Source organism: Advenella kashmirensis W13003 (genome assembly GCF_000506985.1).
GTDB lineage: Bacteria > Pseudomonadota > Gammaproteobacteria > Burkholderiales > Burkholderiaceae_B > Advenella > Advenella kashmirensis_A.
In genome coordinates this window covers 2059357-2081668 of sequence record NZ_KI650979.1, presented here as the reverse complement: position 1 = coordinate 2081668, position 22312 = coordinate 2059357, and the positions used below count along the sequence as shown (strand labels likewise).

Below are 22312 nucleotides of genomic sequence, written 5' to 3'. Positions count from 1 at the left end.
ATCATGCTTCGCTCCACGCTTCTGATCGCCTATGTTGTTGCCATCGCACTGGCGCTGGGCATCCAATGGCTACTGGGCGGTATCAGCGGTGTGATTTTTCTGGCCATCTGCGGACTGATTTACCTGTTCCGCCTCCGACGCCATCACAGCGCGACGCTCAAATGGGCCTGCCAGCCAGCCTCGGCACCGCCACCCGACTTGGGCATGTTTGACGAAATCGTCACACCCGTCTACAAATACGCGCGCACCCGCCAGAATGAATACACCGCACTGCGCGAACTGACCACTAATGTACTGTCAGCCGCACAGGCCCTGCCCGCCGCCGCCGTGACGCTGGACAAATCCTTTCAGATCGAATGGTGCAATGCCCAGTCCCAGCGCCTGCTGGATCTGGTCTACGAAAAAGACCGGGGCTATAACATATTCAATATCATCCGCCTGCCCGAGTTTTTTGATTACGCACAAAGCCGCCAGTGGAGCCGTCCCTTGCGCAGTCGCCGGGAAATCGGCGGCCAGCTGTGTTCGCTGCAGTTCCAGCTCACACAGCACGCCAATGAAGGATATCTGCTGCTATGTCAGGACATCACGCAGCTGGAAAAACTGCAAACCACGCAACGCGATTTTGTCGCAAACGTGTCGCATGAAATCCGCACGCCCCTGACCGTCCTGATCGGGTTTCTGGAAACCATGCGCGACCTGCCGCACGAAGCCCTGACCAAGGAACAGCGCAAGCAGTATGAAGAGCTCATGCACGAACAGGCCCAACGCATGCTGGCCATTGTGGCGGATCTGCTGACGCTGTCCACGCTGGAATCGACGGAAATTGTCGAAGGCACCCAGGTACAGTTGGCCCCCATTATCGACAAGGCTGCGGTCCAGGCGCAATCGATCTCCAGAGAGTCCCATGAATTTGAGTTTGACGTGGACCCGGATCTGGCTGTCGTCGGTCAAATGAACGAGCTGTCTTCTGCCGTGACCAATCTGCTGACCAACGCCGTACGCTACACACCCGAAGGCGGCAAAATTACCATCCGCTGGTCGGCCAATGAGCACGGCGAAGCTGTCTTCAGCGTGACCGATACCGGCCTGGGGATTGAAAAGAAAGATATCCCACGCATTACAGAACGTTTTTACCGTGTCGATAAAAGTCGTTCGCGTGCTTCGGGCGGCACGGGCCTGGGCCTGGCCATCACCAAACACATCGTCATCCGGCATAACGCAAAACTCGTGGTCGACAGCGAAATCAACAAGGGCAGCACGTTCCGGATTGTCTTTCCTGAAGAAATCGTGGTTCAGGAAAAGAAAGGCGATCACAAACGTGATGATTCGCACCTGGTTGAAGACGCGGCGACGTAGTTGCAGGCCACGTTCCACTAGGTATTTACGCTCAGGTTTATTGCCGAGCGCCCCCGGCGCAGTTATAGTCAGATTTTTGCTCTGCCCGGGGATACCCTATGAATCGACGATCGTTGCCGCTGAACGCCTTGCGAGCCTTTGAGTCGGTAGGACGACATCGCAGTTTCAGTCTTGCCGCCAACGAACTGGGCGTCACGCACGGTGCGGTCAGTCGTCAAATCAGCATGCTGGAGTCATTGCTGGGCCTGCGGCTGTTTCGTCGCAGTCAGCCGATTGAGCTGACCGACGAGGGTATTGAGCTGCTGGCTGAGGTGGCACCTGCTTTCGACCGCCTGTCCACTGCCGTGGACAGCTTGATGTGCCCGGGCGACCATGCCGCATTACTGATCAACGCGCCGCCGACTTTCACAATGAAATGGCTGATTCCCAGACTCTCTGTTTTTCAGCGCCGCCACAATAAAGCTGAGATCCGCCTGACCACCAGCACCACCAGCATCAGTTCGCTCAAACTGAGCGATTTTGATGTGGTGATACGAAGACTGCCTCCTTCATCATCCGATCTGAATGCGCAAACATTTCTGTCGGGAAAACTGGTGGCCATCTGTGCGCCCGAACGTGTTGAGCGCTGCCCGGTATTATGCGCCGAAGATATAACCAAACATCGTCTTATTGAAGCGAAAAGCAACGTGTCCGCCTGGACGCAATGGTTTGAACAGGCTGGCTGTGAGAAACCGGCATCAGGCGATTTCTTGCGATTTGACGAAATGTTTTTTGCAGTGCAGGCCGCGCTCGAGGGCCTGGGCATTGCACTTGCACCGTTGTCCCTCGTCGCAGACGATCTGGCCGCCGGCAATCTGGTGATCGCTTTTGACGGACCGGATGTCAGTGCGGTTGATTATGCCTATGTCATGACGCTCGGAGGCCGCCGCCGACAATTGATTAATGAGTTTTGCACCTGGCTGTCAGAAGAAGGCAAGGCGTGCGACCAGTTTGCGCGCACGGTGATATAACGCTCCGACTTCAGCACGCTCTTCGCACAGCGATCCTTGCGGTGTGTGGCTGCGGCCCTGCGGCCCGGCCTGACCGCCCCTCCCGGCATACTGTGAGATTAACGCACATCGTTCGATTTTTAGTCGATTTACGATGGCTATTGTTGCGTGCATCATAGGCGCATGCATCACCAATGATGTGATGAAAAATCAACATCCCGGAGCAGACATGCTGAGTGATTTTCGAGTACTGGATCTGACATGGGTGCTGGGTGGACCGTTCGCCAGCCAGTTACTTGCCCAGCTTGGAGCGGAAGTGATCAAGGTGGAACCTCTGGAAGGCGACCTTTCCCGCAGAGTGTCCAGCCATTCCACGGTGTTTGAGGGCGATTCGGGATTTTTTCTGTCGGTCAATCGCGGCAAATCCAGTATCGCCCTGGATTTGAAATCCAAAGAAGGCCGGGAAGTGCTCTACGACCTTGTACGAGAGTCCGATGCCATTATTTACGGCTTCGCCCCTGATGTGCCAAAACGCCTGGGCCTGGACAAGGCGTCATTATTGGCCGTCAATCCCAGGCTTGCCATCGGCCAATTGATCGGTCTTCACGACAAAGGTCCATATGCCAAAGCGCCCGCTTTCGACCTGGTGGTGCAGGCCATGAGCGGCGTCATGAGCATTACCGGCAACAAAGATGCCGAACCCGTAAGGCTTGGATATCAGGCGGCCGACCTGACCGGTGGTTTGTATCTGGCTCTCGGGTGCGTGGCGCTGATGCTCAAGGCATTGAAATCGGGTCAGGGCGACCTGCTGCAGGTGTCTTTGCTGGACTGCCAGTTGGCCATGCTGACCTGGCAGGCGCAAAATTATTTTATTTCGGATGTGATTCCCACAGCCAATGGCGCCCGTCATCCTGTGATTGCCCCCAGCGACATCTACCCCTGTTCGGATGAGCAGTTTATTGCCCTGTCGCCGACAGGCCAGACGTTCTGGGAAACTTTCTGCGAAGCCATCGGTCGCGCCGATCTTGCCGATGATCCCAGATTCGATCATCCGGTGCGGCGTATCGAAAACGTGGAAAGCCTCACACAGGAATTGAATCAGGTTTTCCGGACCAGGACGGCGTCTGAGTGGGCGGCGCATTTATTCCAGCACAGAGTGCCGGCGGCGCTCGTCAATAATATTGCGCAGGCAACCTCTCAGCCCCTGGCGCACGAGCGCCGGATGGTCGAGGAACTGGTGCACCCCAGAACCCTGGCCACGCTACGCTTTCTGGGCAACCCTTTCAAGTACGACGGATCCGAGCCTGCTTCCTACCCTCCTGCATTCGGCGAGCATACGCGCACAGTCCTGTCTCGCGTTTGCGGATACGAAGACCAGCAGATTAACCAACTGATCGATGCCAATATTATTTTTCAAGGAGCCATGAATGACAAGACCCAGTGATGTGAAACCAAGGGAAGGCGAGCTGCCCGGCGCGCTGTATAAGGACTGGGTGATCGGACAGGAGTTTGATGCACTGCCCTTCACCGTCACGAAAGATATTGTGCAGGAGTATATGTCTGTCGTGAATGCCGAGCCCGAAAACTATGTGATTGACGGAAGGCAGGCTGCTCCACCCAATGTTGTTCTGGTGTACATGATGGCGGTGATGTACCGAAAATACCCGCCGCAACAAGGGGGGATCATGATCGGCAATACGATTGAATTTCACCATCCTATCTGGGCCGATGAAGACACCGACGTGGTGGGCACCGGCCGCCTGACCGACAAATACGAACGCAAGGGGCTCAAGTACATCAAGTACGACGTTGAATTCAAGACGCCGGAGGGCGCGCTGCTGGTAGCGGTCAATCACACCTCTGCTTTTCCGAATTAAAAGTGACGGTCAATCCATTCTGGACAACCACGACAAGGAGACTGAAAATGACTGATCAAGAATTGCAAAAAACCGTCAAGCAGACGCAGGCACTGTTTGATAACTATGGTGTTCTTAATGGCGATAATGATATTTTGCATTATGACGACGCCTATGCCAAACAGCGGGGATTTCGCGGCACGCTTGGGCATGGCCTGATGTACACCGCGTATGTGTGCGACCTTGGTGCCAAAAAATTCGGCCGCGACTGGCACTACAAAGGCCGGTTGACGGTCAAGTACGTGCGGGGCGTCTGCCCGGGCGATGATCTGGTGACGACAATCACCTCAGATAATCAGGTGCATTGCAAGTCGCAATTTGATACCACGCTTGTCGGCACCGTCGGTCTGGCCTGATGTGACCCCATCATGGACACCAATAACAAACAGCCCTATACCCGCACCGGCGCCTCGTTTACCAAAGAGGTCAAGGTGCGGGGCCGGGACCTCGTCAACGAACTGATCGGCACCACCCGCTTTACGCAAATGCTGTATTTCCTGACCTGCGATCGCATGCCCACGCAGGTTCAGTGCGACCTGCTGGACGCCTGTCTGGTGACCTTGATGGAACATGGCCTGACGCCCTCTGCTGTCATTACGCGGCTCATGGCCATGAGCGTGCCCGAAGAGCCCCAGGTCGCCATTTCGTCAGGCTTGCTGGCAATCGGCAGTGTGTATGCCGGCACGACCGAACAATGTGCAGCGCTGTTGCTGGACATCGAACAGCGCATAGAAAATGGCGAAGACCTGCATGCCGTGCTGTGTGAGATCGTGTCTGCTTATAGACGGGACAAGCGTGCCTTGCCCGGTTTCGGACATGGGACACACAAGCCCGATGATCCGCGCGCGCTGAAGTTGTTCGAACTCGCCTCCCAACTGGGTTGCGCCGACCGCTACGTGCGACTGGTCCAAGGCCTCGGAGACGAGGTAGACCGGCAATACGGCCGTCACGTCACGATCAACGCGACTGGCGCCATCGCCGCGCTTTTACTGGAGAGTGACGTTCCGGTGGCCGCCATACGGGGATTTTCAGTTGTGTCGCGTGCTGCGGGACTGGTCGGGCATTATCTTGAAGAACTTGAAAACCCGTCTGGTAAAGCAATCTGGGCGGCGGCCAAGCAGACCGTTCCTTACCGGGAATAAATCAGCACCTTAACCCAATGCAATGTATTGTGCAGGACAAAGCCACGAGTCTGCGGCGAAACCCGACAGACCCGTGGTCCTGATTTCTATGGTCTTGCTTTTTATTTTGCGGTCGCCAGGCCAGCACGTTTAATGACGGCGCCCCACTTTTCCATATCGGATTTGATCAGATCGGAGAATGCTTCAGGTGAACTGCCGACAGCTTCGCCGCCAATGGAGGCCATGATTTTTTTCTTGACATCCGGGTCTGCCACAATGTCGTGCACCGTCGAACTCAGGCGGTTTACGATTGCCTGGGGCGTCCCGGCCGGCGCGACCAGCCCATACCATACCGATGCCTCGTAGCCGGGCAGCTTGCCCGCTTCCGCAACGGTTGGAATGTCCGGATGGCCCGACAGGCGCTGTTTTGATGTCACGCCCAGAATTCGTACCTTTCCTGTCTCGGCAAACGGCAGCAGATCATTACCGAAAACCACCTGAATGACGCCCGAAGATAAATCGGTATTTCGCGCCGACGTGGCTTTGTAAGGAATTTGAAGCATATTGATCCCGGCCATATCGTCAAACAGCGCGCCGGCCAGATGCGAGGAGGTGCCATTCCCGGAAGAGCCGTAATTGAGCTTGCCCGGCTTGTCCTTGGCCATTTTTATAAGTTCCTGAACGGAAGTGACAGGCAAACCTGTGTTGACGCCAAGAAAGAAAGGCGTGGAAGCCACAACCGTAATCGGCGCAAAATCCTTGATCGCGTCATACTTCAGTGACGGCATGATGGTCGGATTAATGGATAAGGTAGTGACCGTCACCATCAGGAGTGTGTATCCATCTGCCGGCGCCCGCGCCACCGACTCGGCTGCCAGCGCCGTGCTGGCACCCGGGCGATTTTCCACCACCACCGGCTGTCCCAGCTTGGTAGCGAGCTGCTCGGCGACGATGCGCGAAAGCGTATCGGCCGCCCCGCCTGCGGCGTGGGCGGAGACCAGTCGAATGGGCTTGGTCGGATAGTCCTGTCCAAAAGCAAGGCCGGTATTGATCGCCAACAGAATGCCGACAGCTAATTTGGGTAAACTTGGGGGGATCCGACTGGATTTATGATTGTGATTACGCATGAGTCTCCGGTGCTCCAGTGAACGATTGCATTTTTCTAATAACAACGCTGTTCTCCCTGTACGACGGGATTGATCAATCAGTCATTATGTTATGAAGCACTGGAGTGCGCTGCAAACGAATTTTATGCATGCGCGTGTCAGTTTTTTGCACACGGGCGGGCGCGCAGGCCCGCCTCCCTGACAGCTATTGCTTGACCAACCCTAATTCAGTCAAGACAGCGTGAATATTTTTATACTCCTGGGCACGGTATTCCCGTGATTGTTCAGGCTCCAGAAAATGTTCACGCCAATGATTTTTGGCCAGAAAATCCTTCCACTCTTTTGTCGCCGTAATAGTCTTGAGCATCTGGACCCATACTTCCAGCTGTTCTTTGGGCATATTCTTGGGACCAAGTACGCCCTGGGCGGAACTTGGCACGACATTAATCCCTTCTTCCACCCAGGTCGGCACCGTGTCGAACGGCGCACTCAAGCGTTCGGGTGCGCCGATAGCAAGCACCCGGATAGCCCCGCTTTGCATCAGACCGACCAGATTCGGTGTCGTGGCTGCCACAACATCGAGATGGCCTCCCTGCAGCGCAGTCATGGATTCAGAAGACGACTTATAAGGCACGACGGTCATCTTGCTGATATTGACACCCGCCTCCTTCAACGGGCTCGCGATACCGACATGAATATGGTTGCCAATAGACGTGGCAACCCCAACGTTAAGTGCGTCAGGTGCTGCTTTGAATTTGGCGATCAATTCGTGGATATTTTTGTACGGTGAATCTGCCCTGACCACAACCGCCACATACTCGTCGAATAAGGTTGCAATTTCTGTGTAATCGGCAAACTTATGATTCAACTTGCCAAGAATCTCCTGATTCATCAGCGAACTGACTGATGTCGCCACATAATTCCCATCGCCCTTGTGCCTGTCCAGCGCATTAAGCGCAATCGTCATATTGCCACCCGGATTGTTCACGACAACAAGGTTGGGATATAACTTCTTGACCTGCAGCAAATGCGCAATCATTCGCGCCGACGTATCCAGCGCCCCGCCGGGGCCTGCCGGCACGATAAACTCTCCTTTACCGGGCTTCCAGGCACCACTTTCCTGCGATTGCGCCTGTGCTGCGCCGGCAGTCGCTGCGGCATACGCCAGAAGTACGCCCATAGCCGTTTTACACAAAGGCCTGATACAACGATTTATATTCATACTGATCTCCTCGAATGGTGAATGAACACACTGCATGTCTCCACTTTGCATCGGCGAATTTGCCGACATCTTTCTACTTCTTGTAAAGAAAACAACACGCTCAGCGCGCATCTGTGCTGCGACTTTTGCGCTGTCCCATCACCTCCCACGCTTCCGCGACCCAATCGCACAGAATAGAACGCGTTTCACGCGGATCAATGATGTCCAGTATTCCGAAGGCTTCGGCGGTGCGAAAAGGTGAGCCCAAATGATGGTATTGACCCTCCAGCTCCTGACGTTTGGCATCCGGATTCGATGCCTGGTCTATCTCGCGCCGGTGCGCGGCATAGACACCGCCTTCAATGGGGATAGATCCCCAGCGCGCGGAAGGCCAGGCGACGCGATGATTCAAGGCGGGGAAATGTTTGGGTGCGTGCATGCCGCCGGCCATACCGAAACAGCGGCGCATAATCACGGAAAACCATGGCGTATTCGCTTTTTCGATGGTCTCCAGTACGCGAACAGCAGCCAGTAGTGTTCCCTGCAACTCGGCTTCGGGACCGGTTGCATTACCCGGCTGGTCCACAAAATTAATGATAGGCAGCCCGAATGTGTCGCATAATTTGACATGCCTCTCTGTCTTATAGGCCGCCGCGACGGTCATCGCACCCCCGGCAATCTTGGGATCGCTACATAAAATTCCCACTGGATAACCATCGACACGCGCCAGCGCAGTGATCACCGATCCACCCTGCCAGCGACCAATTTCAAAAATCGAATCAGTGTCACAAATGGCCGCAAGAATTTTCCGTGGATCGAATATTTTGCGTCTGTCTTTTGGAATTGCATCTGCCAGCCAGTCTTCAACGCGTTCGGGGGAGTCCTGGCATTCTGTACGCGACGCCATCTGTTCGCTGTTTCTAGGCAGATAACTCAGAAACCGCCTAACCTGAGCAAAAGCATCTGCTTCATCTACCGCTTCGTTATGCACCAGCGCACTGCGCCTGTGTACTTTGTATCCCCCAAGATCGTTCTTGTCGATCTCGATGCCATAGGCCTGTTTGACCACCGGCGGACCGGCAGCAAAAACCTGCGCCTGATCGCGCACCATGACAGAAAAATGGGAAAGTAACACTTTCATGGCTCCCAGGCCCGCACACGACCCCAATGCAATCCCGACCACAGGCACATGCTGCAGCAGCTTGATCGCCGGCCAGGTCGGATATCCCGGGATCTTGGTTCCCCGCATCTGGGCCAACAGTTTCACGCTCCCGCCGGCACTGTCCACCATTCTGATCAACGGCGTGCCAATCGTCATTGCCATGCGTTCCGCATAAATCCATTTATCTGAAATTGTGGATTCGGAAGACCCCGCACGCAAGGTGTAATCGTCGCCGGAAACCACGACGGTGCGCCTGTCGATTTTGCCTGTCCCGATGATGGCATTGACGGGGGACATATCTAGAAACCGGCCGTTTTCATCGTAGCGACCCTTGCCGGATAACTTGCCCATTTCCCGAAAACTGCCTGTATCCAAAAGCGCGCCCATGCGTTCGCGTGCGTTCAATCGACCGCGTTCGCGGTGTTTACGCAATGCTTCCGGACCACCCATGGCCTGGGCCATCTGGCGGCGCTTGTACAGCTCCTCGTATTCCTCTTTCCACTGTTCACCGTGATATTCAAATGTATTCATAATCTCTTCTACTTTGGGTTGGACGTAACGCCGGCCTGACAAGCCCGATTTATTGTTTGTGCCCGCGACGACGCGTGGATGCGCCCTCACGAACAACGCCGGCACTGAGCATATTGTCGATAGCTTCATCCTGAAGACCAAGCTCGTCTCGCAATACACTGATCGTGTCTGCACCCAGATCCGGGCCGGTAAAACGAATAATCCCAGGTGTGGCGGACAACCTTGGCACCACGCCGATTTGTGCAACTGACTCCAGTTGGGGATGGGCGACGTGGGCTATCATGCTGCGAGCCCGATAATGCGGGTCATCGAAGATATCTGCGACGGTGTACACACGTGAGACGGGTACCTCCACGTCAATGATCATCTGCTCCAGCTCAACGGCGTCGTACTGCCGCGTCCAATCGCTGATAATGGCATCCAGTGCCAGCATATTGGGTTTTTCTCCGCGTGCACGAATCGAACAAAAACGCGGATCCTGCAGCAGCTCAAGCCGATTCATCAGTTTGAGCAAACGCTCGAAAGTGGCATTGCTATTGGCGGCAATCAACAAGTAATTCGCATCCCGTGTCGGATACAGACTGTTGGGCGCCATGGAAGGCAGATTGGGTCCCACCCGCATCGGAACTTTATTCAGTTTCTGGTAGGCGGGCACCAGCGGTTCAAGCTGTGTAAACGCAGTCTCGTACAGGGCAACATCCACCACCTGCCCCTTGCCTGTCCGGTCGCGACTGCGCAACGCGCCCAGTGCGCCGAAGGCTGCATAGACTGAGGTCAGGTAATCAGTCGTCGCCAGCGCCACCCGGGCAGGCGGACGGTCCGGATCCCCGGTCATGTGCCTGACGCCCCCCACCGCTTCGCAAATAGCGCCATAGCCGGGACGTTGCGAATAGGGGCCATCCTGCCCATAACCGCTGATGCGCACGTAGATCACGCCAGGATGCTTCACGGCTACCTGCTCATATCCCAGCCCCAGTCTCTCAAGGACGCCGGGCCGGTTGTTTTCCAGAACAATATCGGCCCTGGCAATCAGCGCCAACGCCAGCTCCCGCCCCTGCTCTGATTTCAGATCAATCACGATAGAACGCTTGTTGCGCAATATCGAGGCTGCATAAAGCGAAATATCGCCAACATGGCTACCCATCTGGCGTACCGGATCACCCTGAGGCGGCTCAATTTTGATCACGTCTGCACCGAAATCGGCAAGTAGCCGTCCGCATGCAGGGCCTGCGATCGTACTGCAAATTTCGATGACCTTAATGCCTGCCAGGGGTGCAGACCCGGTTTCGGCGGTCACTGGCTGCGTGTTTAAAGTAGGGCTCATTTGCTCTCCTGTCGAATATACACATGTCACAGCGGCTTAAGACGCGATGATTTCGGCAACCCGCATGCCTTCTTCGATCGGATCCCCTTCTTTCACGAACAGACTGACCGTGCCCGCCGTTTCGGCATCCACCGGTATTTCCATTTTCATCGATTCCACGATGACCAGTGTTTGACCCGCTTCCACGGCATCCCCTTGTTTAACAAGCACTTTCCAAACATTGCCTGTAACCTCTGACAGGATTTCCATGCTCCCACTCCTTATTGACAAAAATATTGTTAACAATAATATAATACACAAACATAAAATGCACAATGAGCGTGCATGTCCACACACATCAAAAATTGATTCGTCCATGGGAAAGGAGAAAGCGCGTGTTCAAAAAAGTATTAGTGGCCAATCGAGGGGCCGTCGCTGCCAGAATCATTCGTGCCCTGCAGGATTCGGGCATTCAAAGTGTCGCGGTTTACTCGCATGCCGATGCAGATTTGCCTTATATCGCCCAGGCTGACGAACGCGTCTGTATCGGAGAGGCGGTGGCCCGGCAAAGTTATCTGAACATGGATGCGATTGTGAACGCGGCATGCGTCACCGGAGCCGACGCCATCCATCCTGGCTACGGATTTCTGTCTGAAAATGCGGAATTTGCTCGCAAGGTCATGCAGGCAGGTAAGGTCTTTATCGGTCCGGCTGCAAACTGGATTGAATCCATGGGACATAAAACACAGGCCCGTGAGTTGATGAAGCAACATGCCATGCCAATGTGCCAGAGCAGTCAAGTTTTGCGCGGAGATTTGGCACAGCAATCCCTGCAGGCAGCCGCAGTTGGCTTCCCTCTGTTGATCAAGCCCGCGGCCGGCGGTGGCGGTATCGGAATGCTTTCGGTGCACTCGCCCGAGCAATTGCCCGCCTCGCTGGAAAAGGCCCGGGGCCTGGCGCAAAGAAGCTTTGGCAATGGCGAGTTGTACGCTGAACAACTGTTTGAGCGGCCCCGCCATATCGAGTTCCAGATCATTGCCGATAATTACGGCAATGCCATCCATCTGTTTGAGCGTGATTGCTCTATCCAGCGCCGCCATCAGAAAGTGATTGAAGAGGCGGGTGCCCCGGCGATCGAGCGTGCGACGATTTTGTCAATGGCGGACACGGCGGCGCACATTATGAAGACCATTCAATACAACAACATCGGCACCATTGAGACACTATACGACCCGGACCGGGGATTCAGCTTTCTGGAGATGAACACGCGTCTGCAGGTGGAGCATGGTGTCACCGAAGAAGTAACGGGTGTAGATATTGTCAGAAGCCAGATCGCACTGGCTGCCGGACAGCGCTTGTCCGATGTTATATCGGCCGATCTCCAGCCCCCGAAGGGACATGCCATACAGGCTCGCATTTATGCAGAAGATCCATGGCGCTGGATTCCATCGCCCGGGCTATTGAAAGTGTTCCGCCTGTCGGTGGGGCCAGGCATCCGCATTGAAACCGGATACGCTGAGGGCAACCGGATATCCCCCTATTATGACCCGATGATTGCCAAGGTTATTGCTTATGGAGCGAACCGCCAACAGGCGATTGCCCGTCTATCTGAGGCGCTCTCGGACAGTGTGGTTGAAGGCATCAAAACCAATATTCCATTTCTCGTCGCCGCCTTGCAGGATGCCGATTTTCAGGAAGGAAAAATTCACACACAACTGGCCGACGATATTGTCAAAAGACAAACCGTGCACGCCTGATGATCAAACGTCAATGTCATTCTTTACCTGTGCCGGGTTCGCCTTTCTGAAGAACGGCGAGCGTGGCATCCCACGATAGTTGTATCCGTTCCTGGCAAATCCGGACAGCCGCATCAACATCGCCTTCGCGACAGGCACGCAAGCTTTGACGCCAGAATTCCAGCGACCGTTCGCGGCGCGCTTTTACACGAAATTGAAGCTTTGAATAACGCAGGGTTTGCAAGGACAGCGATGTCACGATCTGACTGAGTCGGGCATTAGACGCGTAGCGCGCCGAGAGCAACGAAAGACGGTAAGTCGTTTCGGCGTAACGACTGCCATCTTCCGGCGTGTCGACGTAAGTCGCGAGTTTTTCAATGCCATATTCCAGCAGATTCAACAGTTCCGGGCTCCGGGTCGTGGCATTTTTGCGAGCCGCCAGCGACAACAAAGCGCTGCGCACTTCAAAGATCTCCGCCAGTTCCGTCACGTTCAATTCACTGACTGAAGCCCCTCTTCTCGCATTGACGATAACAAGACCTTCACGTTCCAAAATTCTGAGCGCCTCTCGCACCGGACCCCGGCTCACTTCATAACGTTCTGCAAGTTCCTGTTCAGGTATATGCGCGCCATTGGCCATCGCCCCACTGATGATTTGGTCACCCAGTTGAGCCGCTATTTGCTCTGGCAGGGAAAGTGTCAATTGCCTACGGTCAGAAAAAAGGCGGAATTCCACTGTACTTTCAAAACTGTCCAGCGCTTCCTGACCCGTCGATTTCACCATATATATCCTGCCTATTGACCTATTGATTAAGTGCACTCAGGCACCAGAAATTTAACCGCGTGTCCTCGCGTTTAACACACCCTATTATAGCCCTGATGTAATAATTCAGATAGTTAACAAAACGATTGTGCCACATCCTCGCGGATTAATTCAGCCCGCTCCTGCTTATAAAGACGCGACCACTTTCGCCTCGCTAACGTCCGCGGCTTGAGCTCCATGATTCGCCGAATTTGCGCGAATTACTGATACACTCTTTTTCATCTCGTCTGGTAATGGGTTCCGTTTTTTTGATCGCAATTTACACATCCCATGAATTCACATCCGGCCTCTTCCACTGCCCCCTGGACCTTCAGTTCCGAAGGCGACCATTGCGTCATCATCCGCTTCGGCGATCAGATCGACCCGGCAATCAATGCGCGCGCCCGCCAGGCAGCGGAACTGATTCACAATGCCCAACTGCCCTACATCAGTGACCTGGTGCCCACGTTCACCACGCTGGGCGTCTGTTTACATCCCTTTTATCCGCAGCCGCCTGCGCATAAAGAACTGATCAACACGCTGACAGAGATTCTGGCGCCGCTTGCCCACAGCGATAACATTCGCGATAACGCCGCCGCCGTGACCGAAGCGGCACGCCTGATTCGGATCCCGGTCTGCTACGACCCGTCGTTTGGGATCGACCTGGATGACATCGCCCGGCACTGCGGGCTGACGGTTGAAGAGGTCATCCAACTGCATACGGCCGCGCCGGTTCGGGTGTTTATGCTGGGGTTTGCCCCGGGCATGGGCTATATGGGTCTGTCCGATGAACGCCTGGCCATTGGCCGGCGCAGTACGCCCCGCAAGCATCTGCCCGCGGGGTCGGTCGCCATTGCCAACCGCCAGACAGTGATCTACCCCAACGACTCTCCCGGCGGCTGGAATATTGTCGGCGCCACGCCGCTGCGCCTGTTTGATCCGCACACCCCGCCCTACGCGCGCTATGCGCCAGGCGATCAGGTGCAATTTGATATCATCAGCCGCCAGGAGTACGAACAAATCAAGGCCCGGACAGAGACAATACGGTAAGGAAAAGCAATGCGTTCAGAAGAGGAAACAGGTCTGCTTGTGCTCAAACCCGGCCCGCTGTCTGTATTTCAGGATGCAGGCCGACATGGCTATCAAGCCTATGGCGCTCCGGTATGCGGCGTCATGGATCAGGTCGCCTTCCGGCTGGCCAACGCGCTGGTCGGCAATCGCACACTTTTGCCCGTACTGGAAATGACGCTGTCCGGCCCGCAGATCAAGTTCATGCAGGACGCCTGCATCGCGGTGTGTGGTGCCGCTTTTACGCTTGAATGCGATGGCCGCCCGATCGCACTGAATCGCCCCCATCTGATTCGCACCGGTCAGGTACTCAGTATTGGCTCCGCGCCCGTCAGTAACGACACCCCGCAAGGCCAGGCGCGGGCGACCCTGGCCATCGCCGGAGGTATTCAGTTAAATACCACCATGGAAAGCGCCAGTACCGATCTGAAAAGTCGTATGGGCGGCTTTCATGGACGGGCGCTGATGAAAGAAGACCGGCTGACGCTCAACCGCAAGCTGGGCCCAACGGCTGTCGACGCACTGGCGCACTTCCTGGATCAATTCCGCATCTATCTGCCTGCCGGGCTGGGTCTGGGATCACGGCATCATATCCGGGTAACGCGCGGCGCGCATTGGACACACTTTACCGTCAATCAGCAAACCGCTTTTCTGAACGCCCGCTATACCATCACGCCCAGTTCCGACAGAATGGGCTATCGTCTGGATGGACCGTCCCTGCAAACCGAGGCGGGCCTGCAGATTCTTTCGGAACCGACGGCATTTGGCACCATTCAGATCCCGCCCGATGGCCAGCCCATTATCCTGATGGCAGACCGTCAGACAACCGGCGGTTATCCGAAAATTGCCAATGTCGCCAGTGTCGATCTGCCGGTACTGGCCCGATGCCTGCCGGGAGAATCCATTCAACTGTCGTTGATCAGCCTGAACGAGGCGCGCACTGTATTCCTGCAGCGCGAAGCGCTGTTCGCCCAGGTACATCAGGCTTTGGCACCACTGGGCACAGCCATGGAAGATGCGTTTGTCCGATCAACATGAATCTGACAAGGCCCCGGGGCATCCGCGCCCGCGCCATGACAAATGCGATATAGAATGGGCATATCCTGCTATTGCACAGCCCGCTCCAAGGAAACGATGTGATGAAAAAAATTGATCTCAATTGTGATATGGGCGAGAGCTTCGGCGCCTGGAAGATGGGTGACGATGCCGCCATCATGCCCTATGTGACGTCTGCCAATATCGCCTGCGGTTTTCATGCCGGCGATGCTCATACCATGCGGCACACCATGCAACTGGCACTACAGCAGGGCGTCAGGCCTGGTGCCCATCCGGGTCTGGATGACATTCGTGGCTTTGGTCGCCGCCCCTTCGCACTCACCCCCATCCAGGTGTATGACCTGGTGGTCGTGCAAATCGGCGCGCTCGCCGCCGTCGCCCGTGCCCAGGGGGGCCGGCTTTATCATGTCAAGGCTCACGGCGCGCTGTACAACATGTCCGCCAACCATGCTGAACTGGCCGCAGCCATCGCCCAGGCCGTACGCGATGTCGATCCGCAGCTTACTCTGTTTGCACTTGCCGGCAGTCGTCAGGTAGACATTGCCCGTGGACTGGGTCTGACCGTCATGCAGGAAGTGTTTGCCGATCGCTCGTATCAGGATGACGGCACCCTCACCCCACGTAACCAGCCGGGCGCGCTGATTGAAGAGGTTGAAACCTCGGTCTCCCAGGCCTTGACCATGGTACAGGAGGGTTATGTCATAGCGCAGTCAGGCAAAAAAGTTCCGATTCAGGCTGATACCCTTTGCTTGCACGGCGATGGTGCTCATGCGCTGGCCTTTGCGCGCCAGATCCATGCCGCGTTCCAGAAGGAAGGCCTGCTGATGGCGCATTGACGCCAGACATGATCATCGTTTCACTGCTGGCTGATATCGACTACCAGATCCACAGGACAGCAGAGGTCATGAGCAGATAACGCAGGAATTTGCCGATTGCCATGAAAATAATAGATGGGATCAGCGGCAAACGCATCCACCCGGCCACACCGCATAAGGGATCGCCCACCACGGGCAGCCAGGAAAACAGCAACGCGGCGGGTCCGAAGCGTTCGAAATAATACGTCATTTTGTCATGCCATCTGCCCCCTTCCTTTTTCGGAGCAGCGGATGGAGCGTCACCTTCGGACAGATATTTTTCTTCTGCGGCGATGGCCAGTCCGGTTTCATCGGTAATCTCGCCTGCCGCCAGTGCTTTTTTGTGCTGGATTTTTTCGTAGCCGACCTTTGCCGCGCGCCCCATATAGTAAGTGATGACGCCGCCAATGGTATTGCCGATCGTGGCAACCATAATGGTGGGCCAGAACATGTCGGGTGCTATTTTGAGATAGGCGATGACAACCGGTTCGGAGCCAAGGGGAAGCAACGTGGCCGATACCAGGGCAACGACAAAAACGCCGGGCAGACCGACAGTCGGGAGGGATAATATGCTCAGCATTTCCCTTACCCACAGCATCACTTCATGTTCCATATATTCCCTATTTTGGCCGGTTTTTTGAAAACCCTGCTGCCGGCTTTAATCCTAAAATCAGATTCGCTATGTTAACCTTAAGCGCCTGCCTGTATTCTTTTTTTCATTCCAAAATAACATGTCAACGGACTACCTCAAACGCATTTTGACATCACGCGTGTACGATGTCGCGCTCGAAACCTCTCTGGAACCGGCCACGCTGCTTTCGCAGCGAATTCAAAACACAGTGCTGCTCAAGCGTGAAGACACGCAACCTGTTTTCAGCTTCAAAATCCGTGGCGCCTACAACAAGATGGCCAATCTGCCGCCCGAGGCCCTCAAACGCGGTGTGATTGCGGCCTCGGCCGGCAACCATGCCCAGGGTGTTGCCTTGTCGGCCCGACGGCTGGGCTGCCGCGCCGTGATTGTCATGCCCATCTCCACTCCCGCAGTCAAGGTCGACGCAGTCAAGCGTCTGGGTGGCGAAGCCGTACTGCATGGCGAGTCATACAGCGATGCCTACGAGTTTGCAGCCGCCCTTGAGAAAAAGGAAAAACTCACGTTTGTCCATCCGTTTGATGATCCCGATGTAATCGCCGGCCAGGGTACCGTGGCCATGGAAATATTGCACCAGCATCCAGGACCGATTGATGCCGTTTTTGTTCCGATCGGCGGCGGCGGCCTGCTTGCCGGCATTGCTGCGTATATCAAGCAGTTGCGTCCTGACGTCGCAGTCATTGGCGTCCAGACCGAAGACTCCGACGCCATGGCCCGCAGTTTCCGGGCCGGGCGCCGCGTGCACCTGAACGACGTCGGTCTTTTTTCCGACGGCACGGCCGTCAAACAGGTGGGCAGCGAAACATTCCGGGTCATCCGCGAATATGTCGATGACATTATCACCGTCAACACCGACGAGCTGTGCGCCGCCATCAAGGATATCTTCCAGGATACCCGCAGCGTCGTGGAACCGGCAGGTGCGCTCGGCCTGGCCGGCGCCAAGCGCTATGTGGCCGAGCATGACTGGAAAAACAAAACAGTGATTGCCATTGCCTCGGGCGCCAACATGAACTTTGACCGGCTGCGCTTTGTGGCCGAACGGGCCGATGTGGGCGAAGCCAAAGAGGCGATTTTGGCCGTCACCATGCCCGAAGAACGGGGCAGTTTCCGTCAGTTGTGCAAATTGCTGGGCAACCGCAGCGTGACCGAATTCAACTATCGGATTTCGGATGCGCAGAAGGCCCACGTTTTTGTCGGCATCCAGATCAGTTCTCACGCCGAAGCCGAGAAACTGACCACGATGTTGCAGCGAAAAAAATTCGAAGCGCTTGATTTAAGCCACGACGACCTGGCCAAATCACATCTTCGATATATGGTCGGCGGCCATTCACCGCTGGCGCAAAACGAAGAACTGTATCGCTTTGAATTCCCGGAACGCCCCGGTGCACTGATGCGTTTTCTGGACACCATGAATCCGGAATGGAATATCAGCCTGTTCCATTACCGCAATCAGGGTTCGGATTATGGCCGGGTGCTGGTCGGCATCCAGGTACCACCGGCAGACAAAAAAGCATTCAAGGAATTTTTATCGCAAATCGGCTATCCGTACGAAAACGAAAGTAAAAATCCGGCCTACAAGCTCTTTCTGTAATCCGGCCGGGCCGGCTCTCGCGGCGCGCACGCCGTCAGGCACCGCGCGCTTCAGAACTCACAGACCGTAAATACCGATGCGCCACTTTCGCGCAAGAGTTTTGAACCGCCCAGCTCAGGCAGGTCGATAATGGCGGCCGCCTCCACAACATTGGCACCCAGGCGCTGCAACAATTTGGCCGCCGCCAGCATGGTTCCACCGGTCGCAATCAGGTCATCCACCAGCAGGACACGCTGACCAGGCCGGACCGCATCTGTATGCATTTCGACACTGGCGTTACCGTATTCCAGAGAGTATTCTTCAGCCAGGGTCTGAAACGGCAACTTGCCTTTCTTGCGCACCGGCACGAACCCGAGCTTGAGTTCGTAAGCCAGGACGCTGCCGACAATAAAGCCCCGGGCATCAATACCGGCGATCAGGTCCAGCCGTTCGCGCATATACCGGTAGACGAAGATGTCGAGCAACACACGAAACATGCGTGGGTCCTGTAACACAGGTGTGATATCACGAAATGTGATGCCCGGCTTCGGCCAGTCAGGCACGCTGCGTATGGCGTCGGTCACCATTTGATGCGGGTCAATCATAGTCATGATGTCAGAAACTCCTGTGACGGTGAAAATCAAACAACGACACTATAGCCGATTCGCCGGCCCCCATACGGGTTTATCCCTAGCGACGCTTAATCGACGGCGGATACGTGGATGGCGGACGATACGCGTTGCGCTTTCTCGCGCGCCAGATCGGGCGACTCGGCCGCCGCAAGCGCCACGCCCATGCGGCGACGAACGAAAGAAGCCGGTTTACCAAAAAGACGTACGTCGGTATCGGGCTCTGCCAGGGCTTCGGCCACATGGCTGAAGCTGACCGCTTCGGCGTCAACACCGCCGTAAATGACACTGCTCGCCCCAGTGGCGCGCAGCGTGGTATTGACGGGCAGCCCGAGCAGCGCGCGGGCATGCAGTTCGAATTCGTTCTGAACCTGGGTAATCATGGTGACCATCCCAGTATCATGAGGACGGGGGCTGACCTCTGAGAACCAGACCTGGTCGCCCGCCACAAACAGCTCTACGCCGAACACACCCATGCCCCCCAATGCGTTGGTGACCGCCAGACTGATATCTTTGGCCCGCTGCAGCGCGGTATCAGACATGGCCTGGGGCTGCCAGCTTTCGACGTAATCACCGGCTTCCTGGCGATGTCCGATGGGTTCGCAAAAATGCGTCACGATATCGCCGGTTTTCGGATCACGGGCGCGTACGGTCAACAGGGTAATTTCATAATCGAAGCGGATAAAGCCTTCAACAATAATTCTGCCCTTGCCCACGCGGCCGCCTTCCTGGGAATATTGCCAAGCGTGCGCCACATCGTCGGCGGTGCGAATGAGCGACTGCCCTTTTCCGGATGACGACATGACCGGCTTGACCACACACGGGTAACCAATCTGTTCATCAATGGCCTGCTGCAGCTGCTGCTGGCTATCGACGAAACGATAAGGCGAGGTGGGCACCCCCAGCGTTTCGGCTGCCAGGCGGCGTATGCCTTCGCGGTCCATGGTCAGCCGCGCCGCTTGCGCCGTGGGGGTGACACGCACCCGGCCCTCGGCTTCGAGTTCGACCAGCAGATCGGTGGCGATGGCCTCGATTTCCGGCACGATGACATGCGGCTGCTCGGCGTCGATAATGCGCCGCAGTGCCGCCTTGTCTGTCATGTTGACAACATGAGAGCGGTGCGCAACCTGGTGCGCCGGCGCGTTCTCGTAACGGTCGACAGCAATGACTTCTACCCCCAGCCGCTGCAGGGCGATCACCACTTCTTTACCCAGCTCGCCGGAACCGAGCAGCATCACGCGTGTCGCTGCTGAGGATAGAGGAGTACTCAAAATGGGGGAAGCAAAAGCGTGATTGGTCATGGTGCGGGGGCTGATGAGTTGGAAGAAGGCAAGGCCGGTTGGAGAACGAGCCGAAGACAGAAATCACATTATAAATCGCCGACATGACAAAAGCAGCAACAAGCACACAACTACGGATTTCCGCGCGATGGCCCCCGGCCTGAGGCAGGCGCCTGGGGGTCCGTACCCGCGATTCCTGCCTGCGTACTGCTCCTGCGCCCAATTCCTGCGTTGTGTTCCCGCGCCGGATTCTATGCCTGCACGAGATCGCCGTCGGTGTCTGCGCGAGCCCCCCCGCGATATGCAATGAAACAATCAGCAAGACCCGCATTTCGGCAGAAGGCTGAAAATTTCCATCTTGCCTGGCGGTTACGATTAAAATCGCCTGATGGTCAATGAAATTGAATTTACTTCTGCCGATGCCCTGGCGTCGGCACACCGGACACTGCAAATCGAAATCACCGAGTTGCAGCATCTGGACACGCGTCTGGATGAACGGTTTGCACAGGCCGTCTCCCTACTGCTGGGATGTACCGGGCGCGTTGCCGTCACGGGGATCGGCAAATCGGGCCACATTGCCCGGAAAATATCCGCCACGTTTGCCTCTACCGGCTCACCCAGCTATTTCGTGCATGCAGCAGAGGCCGCGCACGGTGACCTGGGCATGATTACCGGCGACGATCTCATCATCGCCGTATCCTACTCGGGCTCGTCCCCGGAACTGGCCACCATTTTGCCGATCGCCAGACGCCTGGGCTCAAAAATCATTGGCATCTGCGGTAACCGCTACTCCGAGCTGGCCAGCCTGTCTGACGTTTTTCTGGATGTCAGCGTCACCCGCGAAGCCTGCCCGCTCAATCTGGCACCCACCTCCAGCACAACGGTCACGCTTGCCCTGGGCGATGCCCTGGCGATCGCCTGCCTGGAGGCCCGCGGCTTTGGCACCTCCGACTTCGCCCGCTCGCATCCGGGCGGCGCCCTGGGCCGGCGTCTGCTCACCCACGTGCGCGACGTCATGCGCCAGGGCGATGAACTGCCTATTGTCGGCCCCGACACCCGCATGCCAACGGTGCTTGAAGAAATGACGGGTAAACGCATGGGCATGACCGTGATCGCCGATGAGTCGCGCAAACCACTGGGCATTTTCACTGACGGCGATTTGCGCCGGCTGATCATGCAAAAAGGGGATATCCGTGACATCACGGCAGCCCAGGCCATGACTCCCTACCCTCGCAGCATCGGCCCCGAGGCGCTGGCCGCCGAGGCCGCTGCCGTCATGGAACAGCACAAACTGTCCACCATGCTGGTGGTCAATCAGGAACAAACACTGATCGGCGCGCTGCATATGCACGATCTCATGGACGCAAAAGTCATCTGACGTATGAAACCTATCAACACTCCTCATCCGGCCGAAGCGCTGGTGCTCTCCAAAATCAGCCAGTCTGTACGCGACCTGGCAGCCCAGGTCAAACTCATCGCCTTTGATGTCGACGGCATTTTGACCGATGGCAGCCTGTGGTATGGCGAACATGGTGAACTCATGAAGCGCTTTTGCGCGCTCGACGGCCATGGCCTGAAAATGCTGCAACAGGCCGGGGTGCGCGTCGTGCTGATTACCGGTCGCGAAGGTGATATCCTGTCGCGCCGCGCCGCCGATCTGGGACTGGCCGATGTGTTCCAGAATGTGCGCGACAAAATTGGCGTGCTGAGCCAGCTGGCCACCGATATGGGACTGGGTCTTGAAAATATTGCCTTCATGGGCGACGACATTATTGATCTGCCGGCCATGCAAAAGTGCGGATTCTCCATCAGCGTGCCCAACGCGCCCCTATATGTACAACAGACTGCCCACTGGGTTACCTCCCTGCCCGGCGGCAGCGGCGCCGTGCGTGAATGCACCGACCTGATCATGGCCGCACAGGGTACGCTTTCGGGCTTTTTTACGCCAGGGCGTCTGACCGGCGCGGTTATCCAGTAGCCCGA

22 protein-coding genes are annotated in these 22312 nt (G+C 56.2%); 13 read left to right on the top strand and 9 right to left on the bottom strand.

What is annotated here, in order from left to right:
• Positions 1-3 precede the first annotated feature (3 nt).
• The 6 genes from phoR to W822_RS33495 all read left to right on the top strand — a co-directional run bounded on the left by phoR (position 4) and on the right by W822_RS33495 (position 5403).
• Entirely contained in the window at positions 4-1356 is a 1353-nt protein-coding gene (phoR, locus tag W822_RS33520) for a phosphate regulon sensor histidine kinase PhoR (protein WP_031242606.1), read from the top strand.
• Positions 1357-1454: 98 nt separating this feature from the next.
• On the top strand, positions 1455-2366 hold the full coding sequence (locus tag W822_RS33515; RefSeq protein ID WP_024005002.1) for a LysR substrate-binding domain-containing protein: 912 nt from the start codon (positions 1455-1457) through the stop codon (positions 2364-2366).
• 208 nt (positions 2367-2574) lie between these two features.
• Positions 2575-3789, top strand: a complete 1215-nt coding sequence (locus W822_RS33510) for a CaiB/BaiF CoA transferase family protein (RefSeq protein ID WP_031242605.1) — start codon at positions 2575-2577, stop codon at positions 3787-3789.
• Positions 3773-4222: a MaoC family dehydratase N-terminal domain-containing protein gene (locus W822_RS33505; protein WP_024005000.1), complete on the top strand. Its 450-nt coding sequence runs from the start codon at positions 3773-3775 to the stop codon at positions 4220-4222. Before W822_RS33510 ends, W822_RS33505 begins: the two co-directional genes overlap by 17 nt.
• Before the next feature lie 47 nt (positions 4223-4269).
• Positions 4270-4617 carry a MaoC/PaaZ C-terminal domain-containing protein gene (locus W822_RS33500; RefSeq protein ID WP_051401659.1) on the top strand — a complete coding sequence of 116 codons (348 nt, stop codon included), beginning with the start codon at positions 4270-4272 and terminating at the stop codon, positions 4615-4617.
• A 12-nt stretch (positions 4618-4629) separates the two neighbouring features.
• Positions 4630-5403, top strand: coding sequence for a citryl-CoA lyase (locus tag W822_RS33495; protein ID WP_024004998.1), 774 nt, complete (start codon positions 4630-4632; stop codon positions 5401-5403).
• A 101-nt stretch (positions 5404-5504) separates the two neighbouring features.
• Here W822_RS33495 and W822_RS33490 read toward each other — a convergent pair whose 3' ends face one another.
• From W822_RS33490 to W822_RS33470, 5 genes are all read right to left on the bottom strand, one after another.
• Positions 5505-6509 (bottom strand): Bug family tripartite tricarboxylate transporter substrate binding protein, encoded by a 1005-nt coding sequence (locus W822_RS33490; protein WP_024004997.1) that lies wholly within the window; start codon positions 6507-6509, stop codon positions 5505-5507.
• Positions 6510-6693: 184 nt separating this feature from the next.
• The gene (locus W822_RS33485) at positions 6694-7710 is read right to left on the bottom strand and encodes a tripartite tricarboxylate transporter substrate binding protein (protein WP_172642778.1); all 1017 of its coding nucleotides are present in this window, start codon (positions 7708-7710) and stop codon (positions 6694-6696) included.
• Positions 7711-7810: 100 nt separating this feature from the next.
• Positions 7811-9382 (bottom strand): acyl-CoA carboxylase subunit beta, encoded by a 1572-nt coding sequence (locus W822_RS33480; protein WP_024004995.1) that lies wholly within the window; start codon positions 9380-9382, stop codon positions 7811-7813.
• A 49-nt stretch (positions 9383-9431) separates the two neighbouring features.
• On the bottom strand, positions 9432-10706 hold the full coding sequence (locus W822_RS33475; RefSeq protein ID WP_024004994.1) for a CaiB/BaiF CoA transferase family protein: 1275 nt from the start codon (positions 10704-10706) through the stop codon (positions 9432-9434).
• A gap of 36 nt (positions 10707-10742) precedes the next feature.
• Entirely contained in the window at positions 10743-10955 is a 213-nt protein-coding gene (locus W822_RS33470; protein ID WP_024004993.1) for a biotin/lipoyl-binding carrier protein, read from the bottom strand.
• A 125-nt stretch (positions 10956-11080) separates the two neighbouring features.
• Between W822_RS33470 and W822_RS33465 the strand changes: the two genes are divergently transcribed.
• Positions 11081-12442 (top strand): acetyl-CoA carboxylase biotin carboxylase subunit, encoded by a 1362-nt coding sequence (locus W822_RS33465; protein WP_024004992.1) that lies wholly within the window; start codon positions 11081-11083, stop codon positions 12440-12442.
• A 16-nt stretch (positions 12443-12458) separates the two neighbouring features.
• Here W822_RS33465 and W822_RS33460 read toward each other — a convergent pair whose 3' ends face one another.
• Positions 12459-13205, bottom strand: coding sequence for a GntR family transcriptional regulator (locus W822_RS33460; RefSeq protein WP_024004991.1), 747 nt, complete (start codon positions 13203-13205; stop codon positions 12459-12461).
• A 309-nt stretch (positions 13206-13514) separates the two neighbouring features.
• On the opposite strand from W822_RS33460, the gene pxpB reads away from it, so the two are divergent.
• From pxpB to W822_RS33445, 3 genes are all read left to right on the top strand, one after another.
• Positions 13515-14273 carry a 5-oxoprolinase subunit PxpB gene (gene pxpB, locus W822_RS33455; RefSeq protein WP_024004990.1) on the top strand — a complete coding sequence of 253 codons (759 nt, stop codon included), beginning with the start codon at positions 13515-13517 and terminating at the stop codon, positions 14271-14273.
• A 9-nt stretch (positions 14274-14282) separates the two neighbouring features.
• On the top strand, positions 14283-15329 hold the full coding sequence (locus tag W822_RS33450; RefSeq protein WP_051401658.1) for a 5-oxoprolinase subunit C family protein: 1047 nt from the start codon (positions 14283-14285) through the stop codon (positions 15327-15329).
• Positions 15330-15427: 98 nt separating this feature from the next.
• On the top strand, positions 15428-16183 hold the full coding sequence (locus tag W822_RS33445) for a LamB/YcsF family protein (protein ID WP_172642777.1): 756 nt from the start codon (positions 15428-15430) through the stop codon (positions 16181-16183).
• Between the two features lie 40 nt (positions 16184-16223).
• Here W822_RS33445 and W822_RS33440 read toward each other — a convergent pair whose 3' ends face one another.
• Positions 16224-16781, bottom strand: coding sequence for a YqaA family protein (locus tag W822_RS33440; protein ID WP_253272256.1), 558 nt, complete (start codon positions 16779-16781; stop codon positions 16224-16226).
• A 151-nt stretch (positions 16782-16932) separates the two neighbouring features.
• On the opposite strand from W822_RS33440, the gene ilvA reads away from it, so the two are divergent.
• Positions 16933-18441 (top strand): threonine ammonia-lyase, biosynthetic, encoded by a 1509-nt coding sequence (ilvA, locus tag W822_RS33435; RefSeq protein WP_024004986.1) that lies wholly within the window; start codon positions 16933-16935, stop codon positions 18439-18441.
• Positions 18442-18491: 50 nt separating this feature from the next.
• Here ilvA and W822_RS33430 read toward each other — a convergent pair whose 3' ends face one another.
• On the bottom strand, positions 18492-19031 hold the full coding sequence (locus tag W822_RS33430; RefSeq protein WP_024004985.1) for an adenine phosphoribosyltransferase: 540 nt from the start codon (positions 19029-19031) through the stop codon (positions 18492-18494).
• 89 nt (positions 19032-19120) lie between these two features.
• Positions 19121-20350 carry a formate-dependent phosphoribosylglycinamide formyltransferase gene (gene purT, locus W822_RS33425; RefSeq protein WP_031242594.1) on the bottom strand — a complete coding sequence of 410 codons (1230 nt, stop codon included), beginning with the start codon at positions 20348-20350 and terminating at the stop codon, positions 19121-19123.
• 367 nt (positions 20351-20717) lie between these two features.
• Here purT and W822_RS33420 point away from each other — a divergent pair, with 367 nt between their 5' ends.
• Positions 20718-21707: a KpsF/GutQ family sugar-phosphate isomerase gene (locus tag W822_RS33420; RefSeq protein ID WP_024004983.1), complete on the top strand. Its 990-nt coding sequence runs from the start codon at positions 20718-20720 to the stop codon at positions 21705-21707.
• Positions 21708-21710: 3 nt separating this feature from the next.
• On the top strand, positions 21711-22307 hold the full coding sequence (locus W822_RS33415; protein WP_024004982.1) for a KdsC family phosphatase: 597 nt from the start codon (positions 21711-21713) through the stop codon (positions 22305-22307).
• Positions 22308-22312 lie beyond the last annotated feature (5 nt).